At 46.5% G+C, this 24,511-nt stretch carries 20 protein-coding genes; 15 read left to right on the forward strand and 5 right to left on the reverse strand.

Annotation, left to right across the window (positions count from 1 at the left end):
* Positions 1 to 31: 31 nt before the first annotated feature.
* The 6 genes from fghA (at position 32) to JFC05_RS00980 (ending at position 3,612) form a co-directional block, all read left to right on the forward strand.
* Positions 32 to 922, forward strand: coding sequence for an S-formylglutathione hydrolase (fghA, locus tag JFC05_RS00955; protein WP_198335378.1), 891 nt, complete (start codon positions 32 to 34; stop codon positions 920 to 922).
* Positions 923 to 1,187: 265 nt separating this feature from the next.
* Positions 1,188 to 1,442 carry a TIGR03643 family protein gene (locus JFC05_RS12880; RefSeq protein WP_227697354.1) on the forward strand — a complete coding sequence of 85 codons (255 nt, stop codon included), beginning with the start codon at positions 1,188 to 1,190 and terminating at the stop codon, positions 1,440 to 1,442.
* A gap of 54 nt (positions 1,443 to 1,496) precedes the next feature.
* Positions 1,497 to 2,189, forward strand: a complete 693-nt coding sequence (rpe, locus tag JFC05_RS00965) for a ribulose-phosphate 3-epimerase (RefSeq protein ID WP_105244043.1) — start codon at positions 1,497 to 1,499, stop codon at positions 2,187 to 2,189.
* 66 nt (positions 2,190 to 2,255) lie between these two features.
* A complete protein-coding gene (locus JFC05_RS00970; protein ID WP_227679910.1) occupies positions 2,256 to 2,615 on the forward strand; it encodes a hypothetical protein in 360 nt (119 codons plus the stop codon).
* 173 nt (positions 2,616 to 2,788) lie between these two features.
* Positions 2,789 to 3,100: a hypothetical protein gene (locus tag JFC05_RS00975; protein ID WP_105244042.1), complete on the forward strand. Its 312-nt coding sequence runs from the start codon at positions 2,789 to 2,791 to the stop codon at positions 3,098 to 3,100.
* 200 nt (positions 3,101 to 3,300) lie between these two features.
* The gene (locus JFC05_RS00980) at positions 3,301 to 3,612 is read left to right on the forward strand and encodes a hypothetical protein (protein WP_198335379.1); all 312 of its coding nucleotides are present in this window, start codon (positions 3,301 to 3,303) and stop codon (positions 3,610 to 3,612) included.
* 189 nt (positions 3,613 to 3,801) lie between these two features.
* On the opposite strand, the gene rpmG is transcribed toward JFC05_RS00980, so the two are convergent.
* Both rpmG and rpmB read right to left on the reverse strand, forming a co-directional pair.
* Complete coding sequence (gene rpmG, locus JFC05_RS00985) at positions 3,802 to 3,957, reverse strand: 50S ribosomal protein L33 (RefSeq protein ID WP_075100487.1); 156 nt, start codon at positions 3,955 to 3,957, stop codon at positions 3,802 to 3,804.
* A 38-nt stretch (positions 3,958 to 3,995) separates the two neighbouring features.
* A complete protein-coding gene (rpmB, locus tag JFC05_RS00990) occupies positions 3,996 to 4,232 on the reverse strand; it encodes a 50S ribosomal protein L28 (protein ID WP_198335380.1) in 237 nt (78 codons plus the stop codon).
* A gap of 486 nt (positions 4,233 to 4,718) precedes the next feature.
* On the opposite strand from rpmB, the gene JFC05_RS00995 reads away from it, so the two are divergent.
* Together JFC05_RS00995 and purU are read left to right on the forward strand one after the other, a co-directional pair.
* Positions 4,719 to 12,575, forward strand: a complete 7,857-nt coding sequence (locus JFC05_RS00995) for an Ig-like domain-containing protein (protein WP_198335381.1) — start codon at positions 4,719 to 4,721, stop codon at positions 12,573 to 12,575.
* 220 nt (positions 12,576 to 12,795) lie between these two features.
* The gene (gene purU / locus JFC05_RS01000; RefSeq protein WP_227697337.1) at positions 12,796 to 13,746 is read left to right on the forward strand and encodes a formyltetrahydrofolate deformylase; all 951 of its coding nucleotides are present in this window, start codon (positions 12,796 to 12,798) and stop codon (positions 13,744 to 13,746) included.
* A gap of 108 nt (positions 13,747 to 13,854) precedes the next feature.
* Here purU and JFC05_RS01005 read toward each other — a convergent pair whose 3' ends face one another.
* Positions 13,855 to 14,646, reverse strand: coding sequence for a cytochrome C assembly family protein (locus JFC05_RS01005; protein ID WP_198335382.1), 792 nt, complete (start codon positions 14,644 to 14,646; stop codon positions 13,855 to 13,857).
* 397 nt (positions 14,647 to 15,043) lie between these two features.
* On the opposite strand from JFC05_RS01005, the gene ffh reads away from it, so the two are divergent.
* From ffh to JFC05_RS01040, 7 genes are all read left to right on the forward strand, one after another.
* Positions 15,044 to 16,582 (forward strand): signal recognition particle protein, encoded by a 1,539-nt coding sequence (ffh, locus tag JFC05_RS01010; RefSeq protein ID WP_198335383.1) that lies wholly within the window; start codon positions 15,044 to 15,046, stop codon positions 16,580 to 16,582.
* 239 nt (positions 16,583 to 16,821) lie between these two features.
* Positions 16,822 to 17,520 carry a tRNA (adenosine(37)-N6)-threonylcarbamoyltransferase complex dimerization subunit type 1 TsaB gene (gene tsaB / locus JFC05_RS01015; protein WP_198335473.1) on the forward strand — a complete coding sequence of 233 codons (699 nt, stop codon included), beginning with the start codon at positions 16,822 to 16,824 and terminating at the stop codon, positions 17,518 to 17,520.
* 81 nt (positions 17,521 to 17,601) lie between these two features.
* Positions 17,602 to 18,444 (forward strand): undecaprenyl-diphosphate phosphatase, encoded by an 843-nt coding sequence (locus JFC05_RS01020; RefSeq protein ID WP_198335384.1) that lies wholly within the window; start codon positions 17,602 to 17,604, stop codon positions 18,442 to 18,444.
* A 51-nt stretch (positions 18,445 to 18,495) separates the two neighbouring features.
* A complete protein-coding gene (locus tag JFC05_RS01025; RefSeq protein WP_198335385.1) occupies positions 18,496 to 19,392 on the forward strand; it encodes a class I SAM-dependent methyltransferase in 897 nt (298 codons plus the stop codon).
* Between the two features lie 60 nt (positions 19,393 to 19,452).
* Positions 19,453 to 19,692: a hypothetical protein gene (locus JFC05_RS01030; RefSeq protein ID WP_198335386.1), complete on the forward strand. Its 240-nt coding sequence runs from the start codon at positions 19,453 to 19,455 to the stop codon at positions 19,690 to 19,692.
* A 14-nt stretch (positions 19,693 to 19,706) separates the two neighbouring features.
* Positions 19,707 to 20,645, forward strand: a complete 939-nt coding sequence (ubiA, locus tag JFC05_RS01035; protein WP_198335387.1) for a 4-hydroxybenzoate octaprenyltransferase — start codon at positions 19,707 to 19,709, stop codon at positions 20,643 to 20,645.
* Complete coding sequence (locus JFC05_RS01040) at positions 20,638 to 21,306, forward strand: DUF4112 domain-containing protein (RefSeq protein WP_198335388.1); 669 nt, start codon at positions 20,638 to 20,640, stop codon at positions 21,304 to 21,306. The genes ubiA and JFC05_RS01040 overlap by 8 nt, the downstream gene beginning before the upstream one ends.
* Before the next feature lie 142 nt (positions 21,307 to 21,448).
* On the opposite strand, the gene JFC05_RS01045 is transcribed toward JFC05_RS01040, so the two are convergent.
* Together JFC05_RS01045 and mnmC2 are read right to left on the reverse strand one after the other, a co-directional pair.
* Positions 21,449 to 22,111, reverse strand: coding sequence for a hypothetical protein (locus tag JFC05_RS01045; protein ID WP_227697338.1), 663 nt, complete (start codon positions 22,109 to 22,111; stop codon positions 21,449 to 21,451).
* Positions 22,112 to 22,401: 290 nt separating this feature from the next.
* Entirely contained in the window at positions 22,402 to 24,510 is a 2,109-nt protein-coding gene (gene mnmC2 / locus JFC05_RS01050; protein WP_198335389.1) for a tRNA (5-methylaminomethyl-2-thiouridine)(34)-methyltransferase MnmC2, read from the reverse strand.
* Between the last annotated feature and the right edge of the window lies 1 nt (position 24,511).

Raw genomic sequence — 24,511 nt, forward strand, 5'->3', positions numbered from 1 at the left:
TATTTTATTTTAGATAAAAAGGATCTGACTTATGAATAACTCCTATCATCATAGCCTCTCTGCCAGCTCACAGCTCACGCAGCTTAGTGTCAATCGCTGTTTTGATGGCGAGCAGCACTATTATAGCCATCAGTCGACAGCGACAAAGACTGCGATGACATTTAGTATCTACTTGCCAGATGAGGCGCTTGCAGGTCGCCGCTGTCCAGCTGTCTTGTATTTATCAGGTTTGACGTGTAATGCCGATAACGTCACGCACAAAGCGCATTTTCAACAAAAATGCAGCGAGCTTGGGATGATATTTATCGCGCCAGACACCTCGCCGAGAAGTAGTGAGTCGGTGGATGTGCCAAATGATGAGCGTTATTTTGTCGGGCAGGGCGCCAGCTACTATGTCGATGCTGCACAGGCACCGTGGTCCGAGCATTTTAATATGCAAAGTTATATCGTAGATGAGCTATATGACTTACTACGCTCAGAGTTTCCTATCGATAGCATCGGTGTGACAGGGCACTCGATGGGTGGTCATGGGGCACTGCTATTGGGGTTTAAATTCCCGAGTAAGTTTGTCAGCGTATCAGCGCTGTCGCCAGTATGCGCCGCCAGCGAGTCGGCATGGGGCGAGGCTGCTTTTACAGAGTACTTTGGTGATGATAAAGCGCAGTGGGCGCAAGCAGATGTAGCAAAAACGATAGAAAAAGTCGGTCAGCAGTATACAAGTATTTTGGTCGATCAAGGCGCGGCGGACAATTTTTTGGCAGACGGCCAATTACAGACCAATAAGTTGCTTGACGCTTGTGAAAAAGCCAAACAGCCCTTAACATTACGTTATCAAGCAGGGCATGACCATAGCTATTACTTTATCCAAACTTTTATTAATGATCATATCGAGCACCATTGGCGTATGGCGCAGTTTGGCTAGTGGCTTGTTTGTTTCGAGCTGTTTTTTGTGCGTAGGCTTTCATATAGGTGCTGTACGGTAGATTGCTTATGTTTATTAAGGTTAAAATATGATGGCAAGTTATCAAGATATTATGACTTCCATGCCTGCTATATCGCAGGCCGCTTGTGCCTCATCCTCGCTTACCATCATGCGCGCTGATATGATTGCCGCCTTACAAAACAAGCAACGTGGTAAGCGGGCATCAACTGAGCCGCAGCCCTGTTCTCATCATACAGTTAGTAGTCTGAGCGTGCTAGATGAGGCGCAGATATCACGCGTGATAGAGATGGCGTGGGAGGATAGGACGCCATTTTCAGCGATAGAGCATGGTTATGGTCTAAATGAGACAGCAGTTATTAAGCTGATGCGTCACACGCTAAAACCGTCGTCTTTTCGCCTATGGCGTCGGCGTGTCAGCTGCCGTGCTACCAAACATGACGCCAAACGCTCCTTTAGCGTAGGACGCGCTTATTGCAAAACGCAATATAAGCCGCGTTAGCTGTGGTTTCTAGCCTTGTTATTTTTATACAATCATCAATCAGGTAGTTTATTTATGAGCAGTCCTTCTAAGCCTTATCTTATTGCGCCTTCTATCTTATCGGCTGACTTTGCCAGACTTGGTGAAGAAGTCGAAAAGGTATTAGAGGCGGGCGCTGATGTCATCCATTTTGATGTCATGGACAATCACTACGTACCCAACTTAACGTTTGGTAGCATGATCTGTAAAGCGCTACGTGATTATGGCATCGATGCCCCTATCGATGTGCATCTGATGGTGTCACCTGTCGATGGTATGATTGAGCAATTTTTGGACGCAGGGGCCAGCATCATTACCTTTCACCCAGAAGCCAGCGCGCATATCGACCGCTCTTTGCAGCTGATCAAAGATGGCGGCGCTGAGTGCGGTTTGGTATTAAACCCAGCAACGCCCTTACATTACTTAGACTACGTGATGGATAAGGTCGATCAAATCCTGCTAATGAGTGTCAACCCAGGGTTTGGCGGTCAGTCGTTTATCGACAGTACGCTGGGCAAGGTGCGTGAGGTGCGTCAGCGCATCATCACCAGTGGCCGTGATATCAGGCTTGAAGTGGATGGCGGCGTCAAGGCCAGCAATATCCGTGCGATCGCTGAAGCGGGCGCTGATATGTTTGTCGCAGGCTCGGCGATATTTAATCAGCCAGATTATAAAGCTGCAATCGACGCCATGCGTGCAGAGCTGGCATTGGCCAACGCGAGTGCATAGCTGAGATGGGGCACGGCTCACGGCTGCTGTGAGCGTGAGCGCCCTACAAAAGTAAAAAGGTGACATATGAACACAAACAAACCGCCACACGCATCGGTGCCGCCTGATTCTGTAAATAGCCGCGTGCCGCGACAGCGCAGTTTGGTGCCTAAAGGTATTACCATTGGTCTTGCTGTATTTGCGCTTGTACTCAGCTTAGCCGGTTATGGCTTTCGGCTGATGCTCGGTGAGGATGTAGAGACGGTGCTGCGCCATGCAGCGGTCATCGTCCCAGCCTTTGTGCTGGGTATTCCGCTGTTTTTTTGGCTGAGTTCGCGCCTGCTCAACAAAGTCAAAGGCATGAATATCGAAACTCGTAATGCCTTAACGCTTGGCTGGCTGACCGCGTGCGTGGCTATGCTGTGGCTGATGGGGACTTATAGTTAAGTTGTTATATGCCTCGCTATACTGCACAAACTAAGGGGTTTTGCGTATCGTACATATCAAATAACCCTGTTATGAGGACAGGTTAGTGTGTATGAGCGCAATTCACCCTTTTGTGACTGCTTACTTTTCATTCATAAATACGTCACGCTGTTTGGGCGTGACTGGACGCTTGCATGTCAAAACCTTCTGATAAAATCTTCGATCTTATTTTTCCCAAAGACTTACCCAACAGTTTGTTTGTCATCCTGATAGTGGCTTGTCTGCTGCTTGGGCTGTCATCCTTACGTCATGGCACCGATTTGCAAGGTTGGCTCAATGTCATCGAAAACTGGCTACTGATGCTGCTGATATTTCCTACGGCGACAGCGACTGTTGCCTTGCCATTTAAATATCGTGACCCATCGCTTGAGCTCAAGCTCATGTATTATCTGGGTATGTTTGTCGCTTTCTTATTTACCTTAGCAAAACTGCGCTACTGGCGCTGATCGGCGCATGTGCTGGCGCAAATACTTGACACAAAAGCGGACTCTAGAATAGAAGACTTACGTGACAGCCCTTGAATTTCAGGGCCAAAGCGTCCATTGTATGAATAAGACAGTTTTACCCGTATTACTTAGCGTAATCACGTGGCCAGACGCGACGTATTTTGCCAGTACTTCATCACGGGATAATAAGGAACACATGAATGCCATACGACATCGATAATGAGATAGAAGTAGATAACGAGAATAGCGATCAATTAGCAGGATTTGGAAGAGAAACCACGCTTGAGCTGGTAGAGGCCGATGATGGGCGACTGCTACTACGTGATGCTGAGCAAAATGAAGCACCGCTCATGACCATTGATTTTTCTGAAAAACTCAAAGACATCCTCGGCAGTGATACGCAGGCGATAGGTCAGCATATGATTCATGCTGCCATTCAGGTGATCATGCAAAAACAAATGAGCCAGTGGCACGCCCATGTCTATGACAAAGAGCCGGCGCACTATAGCTAGTTGGTCGGTGTACTGCACTAAGCTGGCCGATGTACTATAGGATGTACTATAGACAGATAGTCAGCTGAAAACCTACGGCCAAAGCGCCATGCGAGTGACAGTCGAAAAAAGTAGCAGATAAAACAGACAAAAAAAGGGCTTATCAATCGATAAGCCCTTTTTTGTATTCAAATAATCAGCATTGCCGTATTATTTGATTTTTGCTTCTTTAAAGATCACGTGCTGGCGGACTTTAGGATCATATTTTTTGATCTCCATTTTGCCAGGCATCGTGCGCTTGTTTTTGGTCGTGGTGTAATAATAGCCAGTACCAGCAGTCGATACTAATTTGATTTTATCTCTCATGATAGCTTTCCTTTAGATGGTGGTGATAAGCGCGTGGCTTAAACTTTTTGACCTTGTGCGCGCAAATCTGCTAACACTTTATCAATACCAACTTTGTCGATGATGCGCATACCTTTGGTAGACACACGTAGACGTACAAAACGGTTTTCTGACTCTACCCAAAAACGATGGTGGTGAAGGTTTGGTAGAAAGCGACGACGGGTTTTGTTGTTTGCGTGCGAAACATTATTACCCACCATAGGGCGCTTTCCTGTCACTTGGCAAACTCGAGACATGGCGAACTCCTAATCTATGAGGCATGAGAGATTCTCATACCAGTCTGGGCAAGTTGCGCGTTTTTGCGGCATGGACACAGCAAGCGGCAGCTTTGCACCAAACAAAACTATATGAAGGTTGAGCTGATATGACTGTTACTAAAGGCAAATAACAGACCCACCAATTCAGAAAATTTTAAAGCCGACATTTATACCATAAAACAGATGAATACTCAAATATTTTTACGATTATCGTCGGACTAAAGGGTAGCTATTATACCCTGAAATGAGCCGTCTATGTTGTTGATTATTTAATAGTAAAAATTCATTTTTTAGTTGTAAGTTATAACAAAAGTCAGTAAAGTTGCTGTTATATATTTAATACAATCTGTTAATACAACCAACCTTACTGTAATTCTATGTATCATTATCAGTCTGTCATGGTTCTAGACAATGATATTTTGCTTATTTGCGCGAATAAATTACTGCCGATGCGGAGTTCCAAATATGTCATATAGTTCATTACCTCTTTCTTCTAAACTCTTTCAGCTCACTTCTTTGACGTGCGCATTGGCTTTAGCAGGTTGTGGCGGCGGTGGTGATGGAGACACAGTGGATTCTGTTGCTCCTGCTCCTGATTTAGGGGTTCAGCCTGGGACTGGTAATGAAAATAATAATAACGGTAATGGTGGTAGTAATAACAGTGGTGAGCAGGTACCTGCGGAGGATTTTAGTTTACAAAAACTTTATACCGTCCCTACAAATATTAAGCTCACAGATGAGCCTGTCATCTTTAATGTAACTGTAAAAGCAGTTGAAAACATATCTGGCGGCGCGGCTATCGATAAGGCAGTCAGTCTCAGTATTGATGACTCACTAAATACTGGTGTTACCATTGAAGGGTCGAGCACTCAGACTACTGATGACAAAGGGGTGGCGACTTATGAGTTAAAACTTAACCCGCTGGTACTTGATGAGACGCAAAAAGCAAACCTAATCAAAAATGGTTTTAGCTTAAAAGCAGCGGCTAAACAGCCGTCAAATGGCGCAACCATCACTCAAGTGCTGACGGTCCGCGTTAGTAAAGAAGGCAGCGGTGATGGCACCCAAACAGTAGTTAGTACTCTTGATGTCGACAATCGACTTCAAACAAGCTCAGTATCTAATAACAAGCTAAATCCTTACGGTGATAGGGCTCAATTTAGCGTGATTCTCAAAAATGCGGATGGCGCACGCGTTGCAGACGTACAAGTTGGTATGGGAGTTGGTGACATCAAAGGAGTTGCTATTGTCGGAAGTAACAAAACTACTGATAGCAATGGCGTGGCTACCTTTGACATTATTGTTGATAAAGGGTTATCAAAGGCCGCTCGTGAGGCGCTATTAAAAGGTGTGGTTTATGCTATCAATATCATTGAAAAAAATGGTGCGACTAAAGAAGTCTCGGGCATACTGCCGGTTGCGATTCCTACCTCAGACTATAAGCTGACAGTATCTGGAAACGCCAGTGCACTTAACGCTTATGGTGACAGTCAAACAATCACTATCAATGCAGCTGCGATTAACGACAAAGTTCCAACGAGCATTGCTGGGGCAAAAGCCTCTATTAAGCTTAACAGTGGTATAAAAGGTGTTAGCTTAAGTACTGAGGCGCTCACTTTTGATGATAAAGGCCAAGCAGTAGTTGATCTTATTGTGGCGCCAACGTTGAGTAATGCGGAGCGCACCAAGCTTGCTAAAGAGGGGCTCAGTTATACGATTACCTTATCTGAGCCAAATAACTCTAAAACAGTAAAAGAGGGTAAGAGCAACGTTGAGATACCTGCTGCCAAGTATCAAATCAAAGCAGCTAATACCAGTAAAGCGAGAATATCAAGTTTTGGTAGTAGCGTGGATATCAGCTTTCGCGTCAATGACAAAGACGGAGGCGCAGTAGCCGGTGAAAAAGTCACAGTAAGCTTGCCTGCTGAACTGACCGCAAAGGGGCTATTAAGCTTAGACAGCACAGCCATGCAAACTACTGATAATAAAGGTATGGTTAGCTATACCGTCAGTATTCCAAAAGGGTTGTCAAAAAGTAATCGTGCGATTTTAGAAAAGGCAGGTGGCTTTGTACTGTCTGCCAAGGTCATTGAAGCATCAGGTGCCAGCAGCAAGATAGATAGTGCTCATATACAGATTACCGCTGAGAGTGAGACGATCTTAGATGCAAAAAGCATCCCTAGAGCTATCAATGTACTTAAAAACAGCTTTAGTATTCAGGTGGCCGCTAAGCGCCCTGACGGCAGTGCAGCAAATGACAAAGAGGTTAAGCTTAGCATTGAAAATGTACCAGGAGTGAGCATTGCGGGTAGTAAGCAGATTACCAATAATGCAGGTGTTGCTAACTTTACGTTAAATATCCAAGACTTAACGGATACTCAGCGTAATAACTTAGTTAAAAATGGCATTCCTTATACCGTTACTTTGACAGATGATGATGGTATTACTAGCGAAACTTATAATGCATCGGTCATTATGCCTATCGCCGAATACAAAATAAACACAGGCACAGCAAGCAAGAGCAAACTACTTAGCACTGGAGGTGAAACCACCATCAGCTTCCGTGTTAATGATAAAACTGGCGGTATCGTGGCAGGCCAGCAAGTGACCGCGAGCTTGCCCAGTATCTTAACACAAAAAGGGCTGGTTACACTTACTAGCGCCGCCAATCAAACAACAGATGCTCAAGGTGTCGTTAACTATACTGTGCGTATCCCTGAAGGGTTGTCCGTTGATCAGCGTAAAGCTATTGAAAGAAGCGGGTTCTCATTAGTCGCAAGCCTGACAGAGTCATCAGGTGTAAGCGTTAAAGCCAAAAGTGAAAAAATTACTGTTAATGCGGATCCGACTAGGAGTGATATCGTCGTCAGCGCCAGCACTATGCCAAGCGTGGTCAATGTGTTGAAAGACAGCTTTAGTATACAAGTAGCAGCCAAACTGCCAAATGGCAATGCGGCAATTAATAAACCTGTCGAGCTAAGTATCGAAGGAATTAAAGGCGTTAGCATTGCTGGTAACCAACAAACGACAGATGGTTCGGGTAATGCTACATTTATCGTCAATATTGATCCAAGTCTAAGCTTAGCTGAGCGCCGCACTATCGCTGCTAGTAACATCGATTATAAAGTCGTATTAACCGATAACGATAGCCGAGCGATCGAATCTTTCACTGCTGAAGCTGATGTACCAGCCGCTCAATATAAAATTAGCTTTGGCCAAATGAGTAGTGATAAGCTGTCAAGCTCGGGTGGTAGCACGACCATCAGCTTTCGTGTCAACGATAAAAACGGCGGCGTAATAGCGAACCAAGTAGTTAAAGCAAGCCTACCAGCTGCTTTGGTGAATGCGGGTGTCATTACTCTAGATGGTGCTACAAACCAGACTACTGACGCTAAAGGTATGGTTAGTTTCAATGTACGTGTACCGACCAATCTGAACCAAGCACAAAAAACACTAATTGAGAACCACAGTGGCTTTGCACTAAATGTCGCAGCTGTAGAGTCTACAGGAGCCACAAGCACTGCGAGTGTTGCCATTAGTGTCACTGATAAGGTACAAACCAGTCAAACGACACTCGCTGTCACCACTAACCCTGCACCGGTCAACATTTTAAAAGACAGCTTTAGCATCCAAGTCTCAGGGGTACGTAACGATGGTAGCGCTGCTGCAGACAAAGTGGCCAAACTAACAATTAATAACGCCTCAAAGCTCACACTACAAAACAGTGAACAAAAAACAGATGCAAAAGGTATAACCACATTTACCGTAAATATTAGTCCTACGATGAGTGACGCTGAACGTCAAGCATTGGTCAAATCTGGTCTTAGCTATACCGTGAGCCTCACTGATATTGATGGTGTAGTCTCTAGTAAATATAATGCACCAGTTATCATCCCGGCTGCCCAATATCAGCTAAGCTTTGGTACTCTAACCAACAAGCAGTTATCAAGCTCAGGTGGCAGCACTACTATCAGCTTCCGCATTAATGATAAAAATGGTGGAGTCATTGCAAACCAGCCAGTGACAGCAAGCCTTCCTGACAACTTAGTTGGGCTTTTAAGCTTAGACAGTAGCGCCACCAAATTAACCAACAATCAAGGTGAAGTCAGCTTTACCGTTCGTGTGCCAGCAGGGTTGAATTCTGATCAAAAAGCAAAAATTGAAAAAGCTAAGTCGTTTGTGCTCACCGCGATGACCGTTGAAGACTCCGGTGCTAAGAGTGATGTGACAAGCAGTCTAATTGCACTTAGTGATGAAGTGGGTCAAAGTGAGATTCAACTTGTTGATAATAGTAACCAGCCTGTGCTCACCACTGATAAGCAGTTTGTAGTCGATATCACGGGTAAGTATCCTGATAGCAGTGCTGCTTTCAATAGAGTCGTCAAGCTTAAGATCGACCAGCCTGAACTGTTTACAATCATTGATGCTGAGCAGAGCACGGATAATGCAGGCCGTGTATCTTTTACTGTAAATATAAAAGATAACCTTAATGAAGACGAGCAAAAGGCACTTGCCGAATCAAATATCAACTATACTGCAACCATTATCGATGTTGATGGTACCCAAGCTACGTTGTCTGGCAAGATTCAGGTAGAAAAGCCTACCACTACATTAAGTTTCGCCTCTATCATTACCCCAAGCATCAGTGAGTTTGGTGGTGAGGGCATTATTAAAGTTAAGCTATTAAGTAACAAAAGCAGTAGCGCTGCACAAAATCAAGACGTCAATATTTTACTTGGTAAAAAAGCTCAGGATTATGGCGTTACTGTTAGTTCAGACAGTAGCACTACTGACTTTAATGGTGAAACCACCTTTATCGTCACTATTCCTGAAGGTTTAAACTATGAGAAGCGTGAAGAGCTCAAGAAGGTCGGTATCAATTACCAGCTGTCTTATATCGAAAAAGGTGAAACGTATACGTCTGCTATTAAAAACGTCATCATTAATACGCCAACTGTAGATTTAACCGTTCTAAACAATCCAACCCTTATCAATAACCGTCCGTACTATACCTTGAATGGTGAAGGCGATACGGTCGTTGTAGGTGCAGGTATCAGCACACAAACCACTAATATTCCAATCAGTGGTCAACCGGTGACCATTGATTTTAAGGACAGAGCATTAGCAAAACTATTGACCGTTAATGGCAAAGCAGGTGATAGTATCACCTCTGTGACCACAGACGCTAGCGGTAATGTCAGCTTCACCGTCACTGTGCCTAATAACTTAACTAAAGAGCAAAAAGCGGCGCTAAAAAACAAAACGCTTGAAGCTGTGTTGCGTGAAACTTTGACAGGTAAAACGCAAGCGATTGAGTTCAATGTACAGTCCACTAAAGCCGCGATTGATCTGATTGATTTGACACCTACGCCACTCAATCTAAACGGTGGTGAAACACAGGTTGAAGTGATAGCTAAAGACAGTCAAGACAATGTGATTGCAGGACAAAAAGTTTTCTTAGCGCTCCCTGCTGCGATTGCAGAGCAAGGCGTGCGTTTGGTCAGCGGTAAAGAGCAGGTCACTAATAATTCAGGGGTGGCTAGTTATACCCTTGCCGTACCAGCAGGGCTGACAGAGGAACAGAAAAAAGCCATCGGCTCAAGCTTTTTTGTCGCTTTTTCAGCGGCGGATGCCAATGGTAATATCGCTACCCAAACTAGTACTGTTACTACGACTACGCCTAGTAGTGCTACAGGTACGACAGAAAGTATCGCTATCGGCGCTAATAAGGTAGTTAGTACTAAAGGTGATACCTTTAAAGTCTTTGTACGCGCGACAGATAATGATAACGCTATTGGTAATCGTGAAGTGCGCCTAAGCGTTGATAATCCGATTCAAACAGGCGTTAGTATAGTTGGTAGTAGTACAGCCAGTACTAACAGTGACGGTGTGGCAACATTTGACCTTAAACTTGAGCCTGGCGCTAATGTCAATCAAGCGATTTTAGAGGCAGGTATCAAGGTCACAGCGACAACTAAAACGACTGGTGGCTTTGATATTGAGTCAGACTATATTGTACCTGTAGATACCGCGACCATTGATGAGTATCAGATCCTTGTCAGCTCTGATAAGTCCACGCTAACTACTGGCGGTGATCAGACCAATGCAACCTTCCGCGTGACTGACAGTAAAGGCGGTATCCTAGCCGGCGTTCCTGTACAGCTGGCTATTACCAATCTAGCGGCAAGTGGAGCGGCACTTACGACACCAAGCATGGTAACCACTGATGCAAATGGTCAAATTGATGTCGGCGTACTTTTAGCCGCCGGCAGCATTAATGCGCGCCTAAATCACACTATTGATATTGAAGCCAAGATAGTTACCCCTGAATATGATGCTAATGGTGTTGTCACACTGACTACCCGTGAAAGTAAGATTCTAAGTCTATCAGCCGTGGGTACAAAAATTAGTATCGAAGCGAGTAATACTAAGCTACAAGATGGTGAGACGATTACCATCACTACTATACTTGTTGATGGTGCAGGGCAGACGATTGGTAATACAGCAATGCAGCTGGTTAACGCGAATGGTGATTTGATTACACCAGCGGCAATAGCAACTACTAATAGCGATGGACAGGCAACTTTTGAAGTCAAAGAGGATCAGCTTACCTTTGACAGTAACGGCAACTTGCAAGTGTTTGCGCGCGCTGTTGGCGAGGATAGTATCAATACTCAGCGTAGTCTCAATAGCATTGATCTGGTCAAAGTCTCGCAGGCAGGCATCAGCTTTATTAACATTGAAAAGCTGTATGATGTCAATGAGCCACAAGAGATTCAAATCCAAATCCGTGCTGATAATGCTAACCAAGCGAATTCACTGATAGGGAAGCAAGTAGAGTTACAAACCTCATTAGGTAGCTTAATTACTAGTTATATCAGTAAATTTAACGGTGAAGTTGTTGTCTCTAAACCCATTAAACCCAGCGATATTCAAGGCAACGTCATTACTGTAAAATTTTGGCTAAAGTCTGAGCTTGCTGGCACAGCGGTACTACAGGCGACAGTATTAGGCGAAACCCTACAAAACGGCGAGCCCCGTTATCAGACCACTGTCGATACACGCTTCCGTGCGACGACCCCTGCAAAAATGCTGTTCCAAGCGGTTAAATCGGTTATCACTCCTGGTACCAGCACCGAAGTTGTCGCGACGGTCAAAGATGAAAATGATGTACCCGTCGAAGGGCAAACGGTCGTATTCAGTCGTGCGTCAGATTCTTCAACGGGCCGCTTATCGGCTGCAACAGCAGTAACAGATAGTAGAGGTGAGGCGCGTGTCGTCTATCAAGCCAATGCCAGCTCACCTATCGGCGGTGTGATTATCAACGCACGCTTATTGCAAGATGATGCCAATATCGGTAGTAAGACCACTAATATTACCGTCTCAGAAGAAGCGGTCTATACTACTTTAGCATTCGCTAATAAGTTATCTTCTGATGATATTTACTATACGGTACGTGGATCGATATCAGTCATGGATGGCTCAGGACGTGCTGTCCCGAATCAAGAAGTTTCAATTAAGTCTTATGCTACACAGTATGCTCAAGGTAGAGTCTGTTTGTTAGACAGCACTGTGACCTATCAAGCGGCTGATATCAAAGAAAAGGATGAGAATGGTAAGGAGGTTACTACGACACCTGAGCCTAAAGTGTTCTCTGAAAAATCGCCTATTTTCTTGCAGTCTGAATGGATTACCACGGAAGATCTAAACTATAACTATACGTTAGATCAAGACGAAGATATTGACAAAAATGTTGATGCTAATGGTAATATTGTTATTGGTAATAAACAGCTAGATCCAATTAATCCAGTTGCAATTATTGGTGGTACGGTTTCAGAGGATGGTTATACGTTTATTACTGATGACGAAGGGCGTGCTGATTTCCAAATCCGTTACCCATTGCGCTATTCAAAGTGGGTGAAAGTACGCTTTGATGCATCAACCTTCGTTAATGGTAGTGAAAATACACAGAGTATTAATTATCAGTTACCTTCTGAAGTAAATGATTTATCGATAGTAGGAGATAGCTTACTGACACCTTGGATTAATAATGAGAGCCCATTTGGTGCAGGTGGAGCTACTTGTGTAAATAGTATGAGCGTTAAAATTGATGAAAATGCTCCAAGCACTTCTGTGGAAATATTAACATCGCCTTTAGAACGTCGAACAGAATATACGGTTTCTATTGGTGGCCAAAGCAATATAGATTCAGGTATAAATCATCCATTTTACTCTGTTAGCTTCAACGAAGCGTTGCTAGGTTCTATTGTTACAGTGAGTAATAGTAATGCCAAGTTCTCTAGGGTTCTTAAAGTTGAATGATGATTCATAACTCTTATGTATAAGATTAGCATTTTATAAACCCCCAACCCCGCGTTGGGGGTTTTTACATTCATAATCTAAATAACCAAATACAAGTAACTCAATCAGCAAAGTTTTGCAAAAACGATTAGAATAGTCGGTTTCTTATACTTTTATTAGATTTTTGCTATCAGCATGACCATGTAGAGCTGATAGCTTTGTTTTTTGAATTGGGCGCATTATGCTAAGTAAAACAACATCAAGTAACACCACACCAAGCGACAATGCAGCTGTGTCATTGCCAAGTACATCAGAAAAATCTTCGCAAACGACAGTAGCTATCGATACCGCGACGCTATTGATTAAGTGCCGCGACCAAGCGGGCATCGTCCAAGCGGTATCTGAATTTATTCATCGCTATGGCGCGAACATCATCACCTTAGATCAGTACTCCACCGCGCATGAGGGCGGGCAGTACTTTATGCGTTTAGAGTTTGCTTTGGCAGGCTTGAGCGAAATTATGGATAACTTTGAGGCCAGCTTTGCGCATACGGTTGCTAAGCGCCACAACATGACGTGGCGGCTACACAACAATGCCATCAAGACCAAGGTCGGTATCTTGGTGTCAAAGTTCGATCATGCATTATTGGACTTATTATGGCGTCATCAGCGCGGCTTGCTCGATTGTGATATTACGTGTGTGGTCAGCAACCATCCTGACCTGCTCCAAGCGGTAGAAAACTTTGGCATCACTTTCCATCATGTACCTGTGACTAAAGACAACAAAGCAGATGCCGAAGAGCAGATTCATACGCTGATGGCAGGCAATGACCTATTGGTATTGGCGCGTTATATGCAGATATTGTCAGCTGATTTCGTTAAACGCTGGCCGATGCAGGTGATTAATATCCATCACTCATTTTTGCCAGCGTTTGTCGGTGCCGACCCGTATCGTCAGGCTTATGACAAAGGTGTCAAATTGATTGGCGCAACAGCGCACTATGTCACCGCCGAGCTCGATCAAGGGCCTATTATCGAGCAAGACGTACACCGCGTCACCCATCGTCAGGGCGTGGCGGAGCTGCGCGCTATTGGCCGTGATATCGAGCGCAATGTCTTGGCACGTGCAGTCAACTGGCATGTACAAAACCGCGTGATTGTAGCGGGTAATAAAACCGTGGTGTTTAATTAAGGTATTTAATTAAATAGTGCTAAAATCACTGTAAGTCAGTAAAAAGGCCGCCAGTCATCTTCTATCATGACTGGCGGCCTTTTTATGTTTGCTGCTTGAAAATACCAATTATAGCAGCATCTCTAATACAAACTTGCTACCAACAAAGCCAATGGCCAGCAGGATAAAAGCATAAATGGTGATATTGGCCGCACGTTTGCCGCGCCAGCCTGCGCGCCAATGACCGAATAATAAGCCACTAAACAACAACCAAGACAGCAGGCTAAACACGGTCTTGTGGACGATATGCTGCGCCATCAAGTCCTGTACGTAAATAAAGCCAATCCCCAGTGCGATACTCAGCAAGACAAAGCCAACTAAGAGCATATCAAACAACAAGCTCTCCATACTTTGTAGGGAGGGTAGTTTATTGACCCAAAATCGGTGGATGGTTTTGTGCTTAAGCTCACGAATTTGTAGGCGTAAAAACAGCGCCTGCACCGCCGCCATCAAGAGCACACAATAGGCCGCCAGCGACAGTAAAATGTGGGTCTCAAGCCCGAGGCTGATATCGGTAATGGGCTGATAGGGCGCGCGGCCGACATAGCCGATGGTCATGCCTGCCAGCGCGGTCGGCGCCGCCAAGATACCGAGGCTGACAATCGGACGATACAGGCTAAACAGCACATAAAAACACAAGAAAAATAAGCTGATCAGGCTGATGACGTTAAACAAATTAAAATTTAGGCCATACAACGTCACTACAGATGGATAAAGTAGCGCGGCATGCGCGGCCATCCCGAGCAGCAATAAGCCTAGACTGCGGCCTTTGTAGATAGGTTTATCAGCAATCAGCGCCCAACCGATGTAAACGCTGACCGCTATATAAGTCAGGCTAGCAAGTAAGAATGCAAAGTGCACAGATATAAAACCTCATCTCATACTGAGCGCAACATGATCGCTCAATGTATCACCAAAGTGGTATTATCGGAATGATTAGAATAATCCTCCAATTTATCATAAAATGGGTGGCAATTGAGCACCATCTTACTTATTCTTGATAAATGCTTGGTGGCCGCATTATCCGCAGCAAGAGGGTTTAAACCTTTGCAAAACGACCATAAGTACCGTGTCGTCTTAATGGTATAGTAAGGATTATCTGCTGTTTTTTGTGGCCATCTCATAAGGGCTTGTGCCAAAAGCATCCCTTAATATGTTCAGACACCCTGATATTATTGATAAATCGGTTAACTGGTTTACTAAGCGCTGATTTAACGAACAACTATTTTAACTGTATTATTTTAACTGAGAGTTATTTATGTTTGATACCTTAACAGAACGCTTATCGTCGAGTCTACGTAATATCGTAGGATCTGGACAACTGACTGAAGACAATATCAAAGACACGCTGCGCGAAGTGCGTATGGCATTACTAGAGGCTGACGTGGCGCTACCTGTCACCCGCGACTTTGTCAAACGTGTCAAAGAGCAGGCACTGGGTGCTGAGGTGCTAAAAGAGCTGGCACCGGGCCAAGCTTTTGTCAAAATCGTCCATGACGAGCTGACCGAGATGATGGGCAGCGCCAATCAGCAACTAGAGATGACGGGTAAGCCGCCAGTCGTTTACTTGCTCGCCGGTCTACAAGGGGCGGGTAAAACCACCACGGCAGGTAAGCTTGCCAAGTACTTACAAGAGCGGCAAAAGAAAAAAGTCATGCTGGTCTCAGCCGACGTCTATCGTCCAGCCGCGATTAAGCAGCTTGAGCAGGTGGCTGGTCAAGTGAATGCTAAATTTGTCAACTCAAGTGTCGATGAAAACCCGATAGATATCGCCCGCCGTGCCATCGAAGAAGCCAAAATCCAATACCAAGATATCTTGATCATCGATACCGCGGGTCGTTTGCACATTGACGACACCATGATGGAGGAGATTAAGGCGCTAACGGCTGCGGTCAATCCGTCTGAGACGTTGTTTGTCGTCGATGCGATGACAGGTCAAGATGCCGCCAACACTGCCAAAGCCTTTAATGATGCGCTACCGCTGACAGGCGTTATCCTCACCAAGACCGATGGTGATGCGCGCGGCGGTGCGGCGTTGTCTGTGCGTGCCATCACAGGCAAGCCGATTAAGTTTTTGGGTCGCGGCGAAAAGCTGGACGCCTTAGAGCTCTTTCATCCTGAGCGTATCGCCCAGCGTATCCTCGGTATGGGTGATGTACTGAGTCTGGTCGAAGAAGTCGAACAAAAAATCGACCGTGATAAAGCCGAAAAAATGGCGAAAAAGATACAAAAGGGCGGCGATTTTGACCTTGAAGATCTGTTGACACAGTTTCAGCAAATGAAGAGCATGGGCGGCATGGCAGGCTTTTTGGACAAGATGCCAGGTATGGGCGGCTCAGACATACAAAAAGCGGTCGAGGACGCCAAACCTGAAGAAAAAGTACGTGAAATGGAGGCGTTGATTAACTCTATGACGCCGTTTGAGCGTAAAAACCCAGATAAGATCAACCCAAGCCGCAAGCGCCGTATTGCCGCAGGCTCTGGGCGTGAGATTCAAGACGTCAATCGCTTACTAAAGCAGCACAAGCAAATGGCAAAGATGATGAAAATGATCTCAAAGCCAGAAGGCATCAGTAAAATGATGAAGTCGATGCAAGGCTTGATGGGTGGCGGCGGATCTGGCGGCGGTCCACTGTTTGGCGGTGGTCAGCAAGGCGGCGCTAAAGACGTGAATCCTGCACAGATGGCAAAGCAAATGGGGCTAGATCCAAACAACATGCCGAGCACCGAAGAGATGCAAAAGCAGATGCAAGAGCTACAAAACCAAGCGCCCAAAAAGTTCAAAACGCGCTTTTAAGCCTTGATTGGCAGGCATGGTCGTCAGTATTATAAATACGGCAAGTATAACGACCATCAAAGAGACCTCAAAGCTGTGACGGCTTTGGGGTCTTTTATGTTTGCCAAGCGTGGGTTGGTACTGATAAAGAAAGTATGAAAAACGTAGAAATTCATAAAACTTGCCTATCCTAAATGCTATGATAGGCGCTGATTTATTAGGGCATAAGTTTTGTGCCGAGCGACAAAATTGAGGTTGTGATGTTTTTAGCAATGGATACCGTGTTTGATCAGTGTTCGATCGCCGTTTTAGATGTCAGTGGACAGGTATTGTCCGCTCATACAGAGAGCGGCAAACGTCAGCAAACCCAGCAAATCTTGCCGATGATTGATGCCGCCTTGTTGGAGGCCAATCTAAAGCTTGCGGATATACAAGCATTAATATTTAACCGTGGCCCTGGCGCGTTTAGCGGCATACGTATCAATACCGCCGTGGTGCAAGCGTTGTCTGTGGCGCATGATCTGCCTTGCGTGGGTGTCTCAAGCCTGCAGGCCATTGCCCAATGCGCGTATCAGCAGTATGGCGTGACAGAGGTTTATAGCGCCCTTGATGCGCGGATGCAGCAAGTATATTTTGGTCACTATAAGATAGAGCAGACCGAAGAGACAGCCGCCATTATGCAGCCAGTGTCGACGGCGGATGACGACAGCACAGAGCAGCTGCTCGATTATGACAGTCAGACGACGCTGAATTTACCTATCGCTGGTAACGGCTCGGTATTACTCAAACCACAAGACGAGCAGGTGTGTCATGATGACGTCTGGCCGGACGCCGTGGTGATAGGGCAGATTGGTATCGCCCAATTTATGCATACTGGCGGTACCGATGCGGCACATGCGCTACCAAAGTATCTGCGCAACCAAGCATGGAAAACCCTCAAAGAGCAAGGCAAGGCCTAACTGCGGCTAGCCGTATAGACGATAACAACACCGCAAACATTATACTCAGTCACCTGTCAATCTGGGTTTAGGAATACCACCGTGGATATCATTTTATTAATTCAAGCTGTCATCATGGGTATCGTTGAAGGTATCACTGAGTTTTTGCCCATCTCTAGTACCGGCTATATGATTTTGTCAGCCGATGTCATGGGGTTTTGGAGCAAAGACAAAGTTGATTTGTTTGTGGTGGTGGTGCAGCTTGGTGCGATTTTGGCGGTCATTTATGACTACTGGGGACGGCTCTGGCAAGCGTTTATGGGTCTGCTGACTGGCAAGGCCGCTGGCATGAGCAACCCACGGCAGCTGGGGCTGAGTCTGATTGTCGCCACCATTCCGGTGATGCTGGTGGGCTTTACCTTTGCCGATGAGATTAAGACTTATCTGTTTAATCCGATCACAGTCGCCATCATGCTTATCATCGGTGGTCTGCTGATTTTTTATGTTGAAAAACGCCCTAAGACCGTCATTGCGTGTGAGGCCGAAGACGTCAGTCTAAAGACAGCGCTGATGATAGGGTTGTTTCAATGTCTGGCTCTCATTCCAGGAACCTCTCGCTCAGGGGCGACCATCATTGGTGCGCTTTGGCTTGGCGTCTCGCGCAAGGCTTCGGCCGAGTTTTCTTTCTTTTTAGGTATCCCAGTGATCGTTGGTGCAGGCTTGCTTGATTTAGCGAAGCATCATGAGGTACTGGCTAGCAGTGAAGATTGGCTGGTATTAGCGATAGGCACGGTCGTGTCCTTTATCGTCGCGCTGCTTTGTATTCGCTGGCTGGTCGCTTGGGTCAGTCGCCGTGATTTTACGATTTTTGCATGGCTACGGATTATCACAGGAGTCATCGTACTGTTGGCGTCTTGGCTATTTGGCTATCAAATGGCAGGCTAAATGTGCGCGATGATTTGTGGTTATACAGGCAATAAATAGAGAGAAATAGTCATGAGCGCGCCGCGACCAGCAGTTAACCCTCCTAATGTGCAAAGTTACTGTCACCTGTTTTATATCAGCGATAGCCAGCAAGCACAGATTGAGCGCTTGCAAGCCTTGATAGTACAGCACCAGCTGCCCATTGTCTTAAATACTGAGCGATTGCACGATAAGCTCACTCAAAAACGTCGCCAGCAGTTAAGCCAAACCTCCAGCGTACCTATTTTAGTATTGGATCAAAAAGACAAGCTATCGTGGCTGAGCGATGGGCTAAGCGTGGCGCCAGAATGGGACAAATTGCAGTGCCGCGTGGTCAGTGCAGGACGCAAATCTGAGCTATTGCTGCAAGCAGCGAAGGTCACAGCGGACAGCCGTGTGATTGATGCCACGGCGGGCTTTGGTCATGACAGTTTGATATTGGCCAGCACCGGCGCACAAGTCACCATGCTCGAGCAGCAGCCGTTGATGGCATTGCTATTGTTGGTAGAGCAGCAGCGGATGAGTACACAGCCCAATTGGCAAAAGCTGATGAGCCGTCTACACATCATCAACACCGATGCGCTCAGCTACTTTGCCACTTTACCAGCTGATATGACAGGTGCGACTAAAGCCGTCGATGTGGTCTATCTAGATCCGATGTTTCCAGAAGGCAGCTACCAAGACAGCAAGACGGGCAAAGGCGCAAAAGTCGGCAAGCAGATGCAAGCACTGCATCACCTCGCTCATCCGCCGACTTTAGAGGAAGAGATGGCATTACTAAATAAAGCGCAGGCCGTGGTGGCCGATAATCAAGAAGGAAGAGGACGGGTTATCGTCAAGCGTCCGCAGCAAGCGCCATTTTTGTCTCAGCAAAATCCCGATGAGAGTTGGCATAATGCAGCCGTCCGCTTTGATGGTTATTTCGTTTAGTGGAATATGAGTCATTATGTTTATATTGATCTTTAGTAGCAGTCAGCTTAGGAGAGAGCGATGTTAACCATCATAGTTTGGGCGGTAGGAGCCGCATTATTATTAATAAATATATTTTTGCGCACCCGTATTTTGCGTTTAGAAGGCGAGATTAAAAAGCTACGCAGTTCGCAAGAATATATGACCTATCTACGTCAGCAAAACGTCCAAGACAATAAAGTTGCAGCAATCAAGGCATTACGTAAGCAGTATCCTGAGTTGTCGTTAATCGAAGCCAATAGTCTGTATGAGAACCTATAAAGAGCATCAAAGTTATGAGTAGTACGCCCTTAGAGTTAAGCCTAAAAGACAAGCTGCATGCCTATATGCAGTTGACGCGCTTTGATAAGCCAGTCGGTATTGAGCTACTTTTGTGGCCGACGCTTTGGGGTGTGATGCTAGCAGCGATGGGGCAGGCGCAGCAGCAAGGGGCGGTAGCAGGCTTGCCCAGCCTAAAAGTATTTGTATTATTCGCGCTCGGGGCGATTTTGATGCGGGCGGCAGGCTGCGCGATTAATGATTTTGCCGATCGTAAAGTCGATGGTCATGTGACGCGCACGAAAGGCAGGCCGCTTGCTGACGGTCGTCTGTCAGGTCGTGAGGCAGTCGCCGCGTTTTTAATATTGGTGACTCTCAGTGCTTGTCTATTGTTTTTTTTACCGATACAAGTGTTCTATTGGTCGCTTGGTGCAGTAGTGCTAGCGTTTATTTATCCGTTTATGAAGCGCTATACCCATTTGCCGCAAGTGTTTTTGGCTGCAGCGTTTGGCTGGGCGATACCGATGGCGTATGTCGCGATACAAGGTGCGCCTGACATCTGGTGTTGGCTGTTGTTTATCGCTTATATGTGCTGGACGGTGGCCTACGATACCCAGTATGCCATGGCGGATCGTGAGGACGATTTAAAAATTGGGGTTAAATCCACAGCGATACTCTTTGGCCGCTATGATGTCGTTATCATCTCGCTGCTACAGATGCTATTTTTGCTCATTATGGGTGTGGTGATGTGGCATTATTTTGCACCGACGTCGCTTGGCATCACGCCAGTATTTGGCCTAGCGCTGGTGGCGATGATGTTTGCTAAGCAAAACAGCGCCTGCGCTAGCCGTCAGCCGATACCTTGTTTCCAAGCTTTTTTGGCAAATATTTGGGTCGGGCGTTACGTCTTTGTCTTAACCGCTATCTCTTGTCTATGGACGACTTTTAATGGATAAACTTAACAAGCTCTCAAGGTCAAAAGCGAGAAAACGGGTAGAACCCAACGGCCCAAGCGTCGATTATCAGGCCAGATTGGCTGAGCATGGACTGACGCGCGCGCAGGTCATCGCCACCGAGCGTAAACTGGCCAAATTTGCCAACACCATGGACTCATTGGTGCGGGTGCCATTTACCAAGCAAGGCATGGGCGCTGATGCCGCACTGTCAACCATCCCTCTCGCAGGAGATTTGGCAGGACTGGCATTAACGAGTTATGCCTTTATATTGGGGCGCCAGCTAGGGGTACCGGCGCATAAGATGACGCCTGCAGTGAGACTGGCGCTGATCGATATGGTGGTCGGTATTGTCCCTGGTATCGGCACATTGCTGGATATCTTTATACGTCCCAGCCGCAAGACCTTGGGCATCGTCCATGAGCATCTACACGATGAATATGGCATCACCGAAACTATGCATATGGATCGGCCGTTTTTGCATCAATCGTTAGAAGACAAGCAGCAGCAAAGTCGCTTTTGGCGTAATCCTATTGTGGCTTGGCTGTATCTGCACATTCCTGATATTATCGGCCTTATCGTCATCGCGATGATCGCGTGGGGGCTGTGGGCACTTATGAGTTGGTTGGTCGAGGTGTTTGGCAAGACAACGGGTTTTGGCTAAATAAAATCATCTACCAGAAAGTTAAGTAAATACGAGTGAGTAGAGACCAGTAAATAGAGATAAAAAAAGCGGCAACGATAATAGCTTTTGCCGCTTTTTTTTAGTTTTAAATACCGATTTAGATAAAGTACATGTTTAGGTTTTATTCAGTGACGACTTCTGCTTCAGCACTGACTGCATCAAAGCTAGTGACTTTATTGTTTTGGATAAGATCAATGGTACCGCCACCTGCATGACTCACCAATTGGATGCTACCATCGCTTGAGCGATACGTTGGGTTATTGCCTTGACCTTCTGGTGCGCTGAGGGTCAACTTTAGCTGATTGGGGCGAGTGACGATGGCATTGAGTAGCCCAGAAGCTGATGTTTCAAAAACCACCGATAAGGTATCACCTGCAGCACTCTTATAACGGACATCGGTGATTTGTGCGCCTTTGATGGCCTGCTCTGGATTTGGGGTGGGCGGCGTATCCGGCGTATCGAGTGCAGCCGGCGCTGCGTCGTCAAGATCGCTTTCTAATTCCGTTAGGTTGATATCATGGTCGGTCGCTGTTGCTGGCGCAATCTGAGTGTGTGCCTCATCGCTACCAGCACGATCGGTATCAGTATTTGTGGCCGCTACTGGTTGGGTGCGGAGCTCATTTTGAGTATCGTCAGTAGGCGCGGGCTTTTCTTGACAAGCTGCTAGTTGCAGGCTGAGCACGGCAGCAGGCAACAAAAGATAAAGGCGCCGCGCCTGTTGAGACATGGCACTTGAAGGAATGGCTCTTAGAAAGCTCGTCAATGTGGAGGTTAGGGTCGTCATAAGGTGCTGCTTGTCTAGTAAGATAGCGATATTTAAGCACAGTAAACCAATAGGAACAATCCACGATCACGCTAATGGTATTTTATAGTATAAATAGCGGTTTTCTTTGTGATGGTATTTTCTTTAAACTAGGGCGTGTCCTCAATTCAATCGATAGCCATATAAATGGGCTAAAAATGGCCAAACGGTGTCAAATAGCTGACGAATATCTCGATATTATCTGCGCTATTTTCCTTGTTTGACGGCGATTTATCTCATTTTTATCACCATTTTCAAAATGAGGACACGCCCTAGTCTGCAAGCGGCGTCTGCAAGCGCGTGCGGTTCGGTGATAGGCGTGCTTGCATCGCTGCCGACAATGGTGCAAACGAGCCAAGCATCATATCTGCCAATGTTTCAGCGCATATGGGGGCGAGTGCGTAGCCTTTTGCGCCCATTGCACTCATTGTCCAAAGCCGCTTACTATTTACCAACAGCCCAACCATGGGGTGGTAATCAGGCGTTTGCGTGCGAATGCCTGCACGTCCCCGCCACAGAGTGGTATCTGTTGGAATCACGGCTGCCATCTCAGGAATGGCAGTGACGAGCTTGTCGCGGCTAATCTGATGCTCTTCATCACGGATATCGGTGCCTGTGTCATTACGCACAAAACTCGCTCCTAACAATAAATGTGTTGTACCTTCTACCACATCGTTTAACTCGTTATCGCCAGCGTGCGCGGTAAAGGGGGCACAGTAACCGCTGTATTTAAGTGGTACTTTCGGTAAGTTTGTAAGCTCGGCGGTGGTCGGCGTAAACCAAGAGAGCTGACCGCGTATTTTACGGCAATCAAAAATGCGCCGATCTAGCTTATGACTCTCAAATGCGGCGCAAATCACCACGTTATCAGCATCAAGAGAGACGGTGTTGTTTGCCTGATCATTACCTTTAATCGTAGCGGTTTGCGCCGTCTCGCTAATATCGTAAACGTCTATTTGCTGAAAGCGGATGAGCGGATGCGTCAGAACGACGTCTTTTAAGGCGTGCGGATTGACCAAGCCAGACTGTGGTAAATATAAGTTTTTTGTTAAGTCTTGCGCGGTTAGTCCGCTGATGCTTTGTGCCTGCGCATGTGGTAGCGTGGTGGCCATCTCATCTGGATAATCTGCAATCTGCTCGGTGCCGATATTGGCTTTTATCAGCAAATCGAGCGCGCCTGTCGGCTCAAGCACTGGCGCTAGCTGCTGCTGCGTAGCCTTGTCATTGAGCGTTCGATATAGTCTGCTACTATAGAGATAGCCGATAGTATGCAGATGCTCGTCGACATGATGGATGGGCGTCATTTTGGGCGCGAGTAGGGCGCGCGGATTGCCTGACGCCCCTGCCAACGGTGCCGTTTTATCCAGCAAGGTCACCTGGACACCGCGATTGGCCAGCGTCCACGCCATCATCAGCCCTGAGATGCCAGCACCAATGACGATACTATGGCCATTATCTATAGCTTGGTGGTCAGCCGCTCGATTATCAGTGTGGCCAGATATCTCATCGCTTACTGGCGCTGGCATGATGGCAGTGAGCATCTCACGCTTGCGGCCAAAGCCTTTGACTTTTTTGATCTCAAAGCCGCAGCTCTGTAGCGCCCGTTTGACGATACCTGCACAGCTATAAGTGGCCGCGGTTGTGCCAGAGCGGGAGAGACGCTGAATTTGTGCAAAGACATTTTGAGCCCATAAGGTGCTGTTGCACGACGGCGCAAATCCGTCCAGATACCAAGCATCGACAGCAGGCGCTGGCGTTAGGTACGTCCCTGATGCCAATTTGGTTAAGCTATCCGCGGCATCGCCCAACCATATATCGACCGTTAAGTTGTCATCGAAAAAACGCAAGCGATGACAGCCTGCGATGAGCGGCGGATAGGCGGCCAAAAATTGCTCAATCAGCTCGGCCAGCTCAGGCGCACGCTGTGCCCATAAGGCTAAAATTTGAGTAAGATCCGTGAGCGGTATCGGGAATTTTTCTGTGGTAATAAAATGCAGCTTCGCTGTGGCTAAGTGCGGATGCATGTCACGCAGCGCACGCCAGAGCTGCCACGTTGCCAATAAATTTAGCCCTGTGCCAAGTCCCAACTCCGCGATGCTAAAGCATTGCATTGTCGCAAGGTTTGCCAAGCGCTCGGCGAGTTGGTTGTGTGCCAAAAACACGTAGCGCGACTCTGAGAGACCGTCGGCATGGGAAAAATACACATCACCAAACTCACCAGATACCGGTACCTGATTGCCCGTGTCATCCATTTGCCAGTCAATCTTAGCAGGGCGGATGGCAAAAGGCTGTGGTGAATGACTGTTTGGCGACTGAGTATCTGGCTGTTTATCTGGCAAGGAGGCAGATGTACTGCTGTTTTTTGGGGCGGCGTTAGACATA

Source organism: Psychrobacter celer (genome assembly GCF_016107555.1).
Classification (GTDB): domain Bacteria; phylum Pseudomonadota; class Gammaproteobacteria; order Pseudomonadales; family Moraxellaceae; genus Psychrobacter; species Psychrobacter celer.

Excerpts from the sequence above, each read along its gene's own strand:
- fghA (WP_198335378.1), top strand. The coding sequence starts at position 32 with ATGAATAACTCCTATCATCATAGCCTCTCTGCCAGCTCACAGCTCACG.
- rpe (WP_105244043.1), top strand. The coding sequence starts at position 1,497 with ATGAGCAGTCCTTCTAAGCCTTATCTTATTGCGCCTTCTATCTTATCG.
- JFC05_RS00970 (WP_227679910.1), top strand. The coding sequence starts at position 2,256 with ATGAACACAAACAAACCGCCACACGCATCGGTGCCGCCTGATTCTGTA.
- JFC05_RS00975 (WP_105244042.1), top strand. The coding sequence starts at position 2,789 with ATGTCAAAACCTTCTGATAAAATCTTCGATCTTATTTTTCCCAAAGAC.
- JFC05_RS00980 (WP_198335379.1), top strand. The coding sequence starts at position 3,301 with ATGCCATACGACATCGATAATGAGATAGAAGTAGATAACGAGAATAGC.
- rpmG (WP_075100487.1), bottom strand. The coding sequence starts at position 3,957 with ATGAGAGATAAAATCAAATTAGTATCGACTGCTGGTACTGGCTATTAT.
- rpmB (WP_198335380.1), bottom strand. The coding sequence starts at position 4,232 with ATGTCTCGAGTTTGCCAAGTGACAGGAAAGCGCCCTATGGTGGGTAAT.
- JFC05_RS00995 (WP_198335381.1), top strand. The coding sequence starts at position 4,719 with ATGTCATATAGTTCATTACCTCTTTCTTCTAAACTCTTTCAGCTCACT.
- purU (WP_227697337.1), top strand. The coding sequence starts at position 12,796 with ATGCTAAGTAAAACAACATCAAGTAACACCACACCAAGCGACAATGCA.
- ffh (WP_198335383.1), top strand. The coding sequence starts at position 15,044 with ATGTTTGATACCTTAACAGAACGCTTATCGTCGAGTCTACGTAATATC.
- tsaB (WP_198335473.1), top strand. The coding sequence starts at position 16,822 with ATGTTTTTAGCAATGGATACCGTGTTTGATCAGTGTTCGATCGCCGTT.
- JFC05_RS01025 (WP_198335385.1), top strand. The coding sequence starts at position 18,496 with ATGAGCGCGCCGCGACCAGCAGTTAACCCTCCTAATGTGCAAAGTTAC.
- JFC05_RS01030 (WP_198335386.1), top strand. The coding sequence starts at position 19,453 with ATGTTAACCATCATAGTTTGGGCGGTAGGAGCCGCATTATTATTAATA.
- ubiA (WP_198335387.1), top strand. The coding sequence starts at position 19,707 with ATGAGTAGTACGCCCTTAGAGTTAAGCCTAAAAGACAAGCTGCATGCC.
- JFC05_RS01040 (WP_198335388.1), top strand. The coding sequence starts at position 20,638 with ATGGATAAACTTAACAAGCTCTCAAGGTCAAAAGCGAGAAAACGGGTA.
- JFC05_RS01045 (WP_227697338.1), bottom strand. The coding sequence starts at position 22,111 with ATGACGACCCTAACCTCCACATTGACGAGCTTTCTAAGAGCCATTCCT.
- mnmC2 (WP_198335389.1), bottom strand. The coding sequence starts at position 24,510 with ATGTCTAACGCCGCCCCAAAAAACAGCAGTACATCTGCCTCCTTGCCA.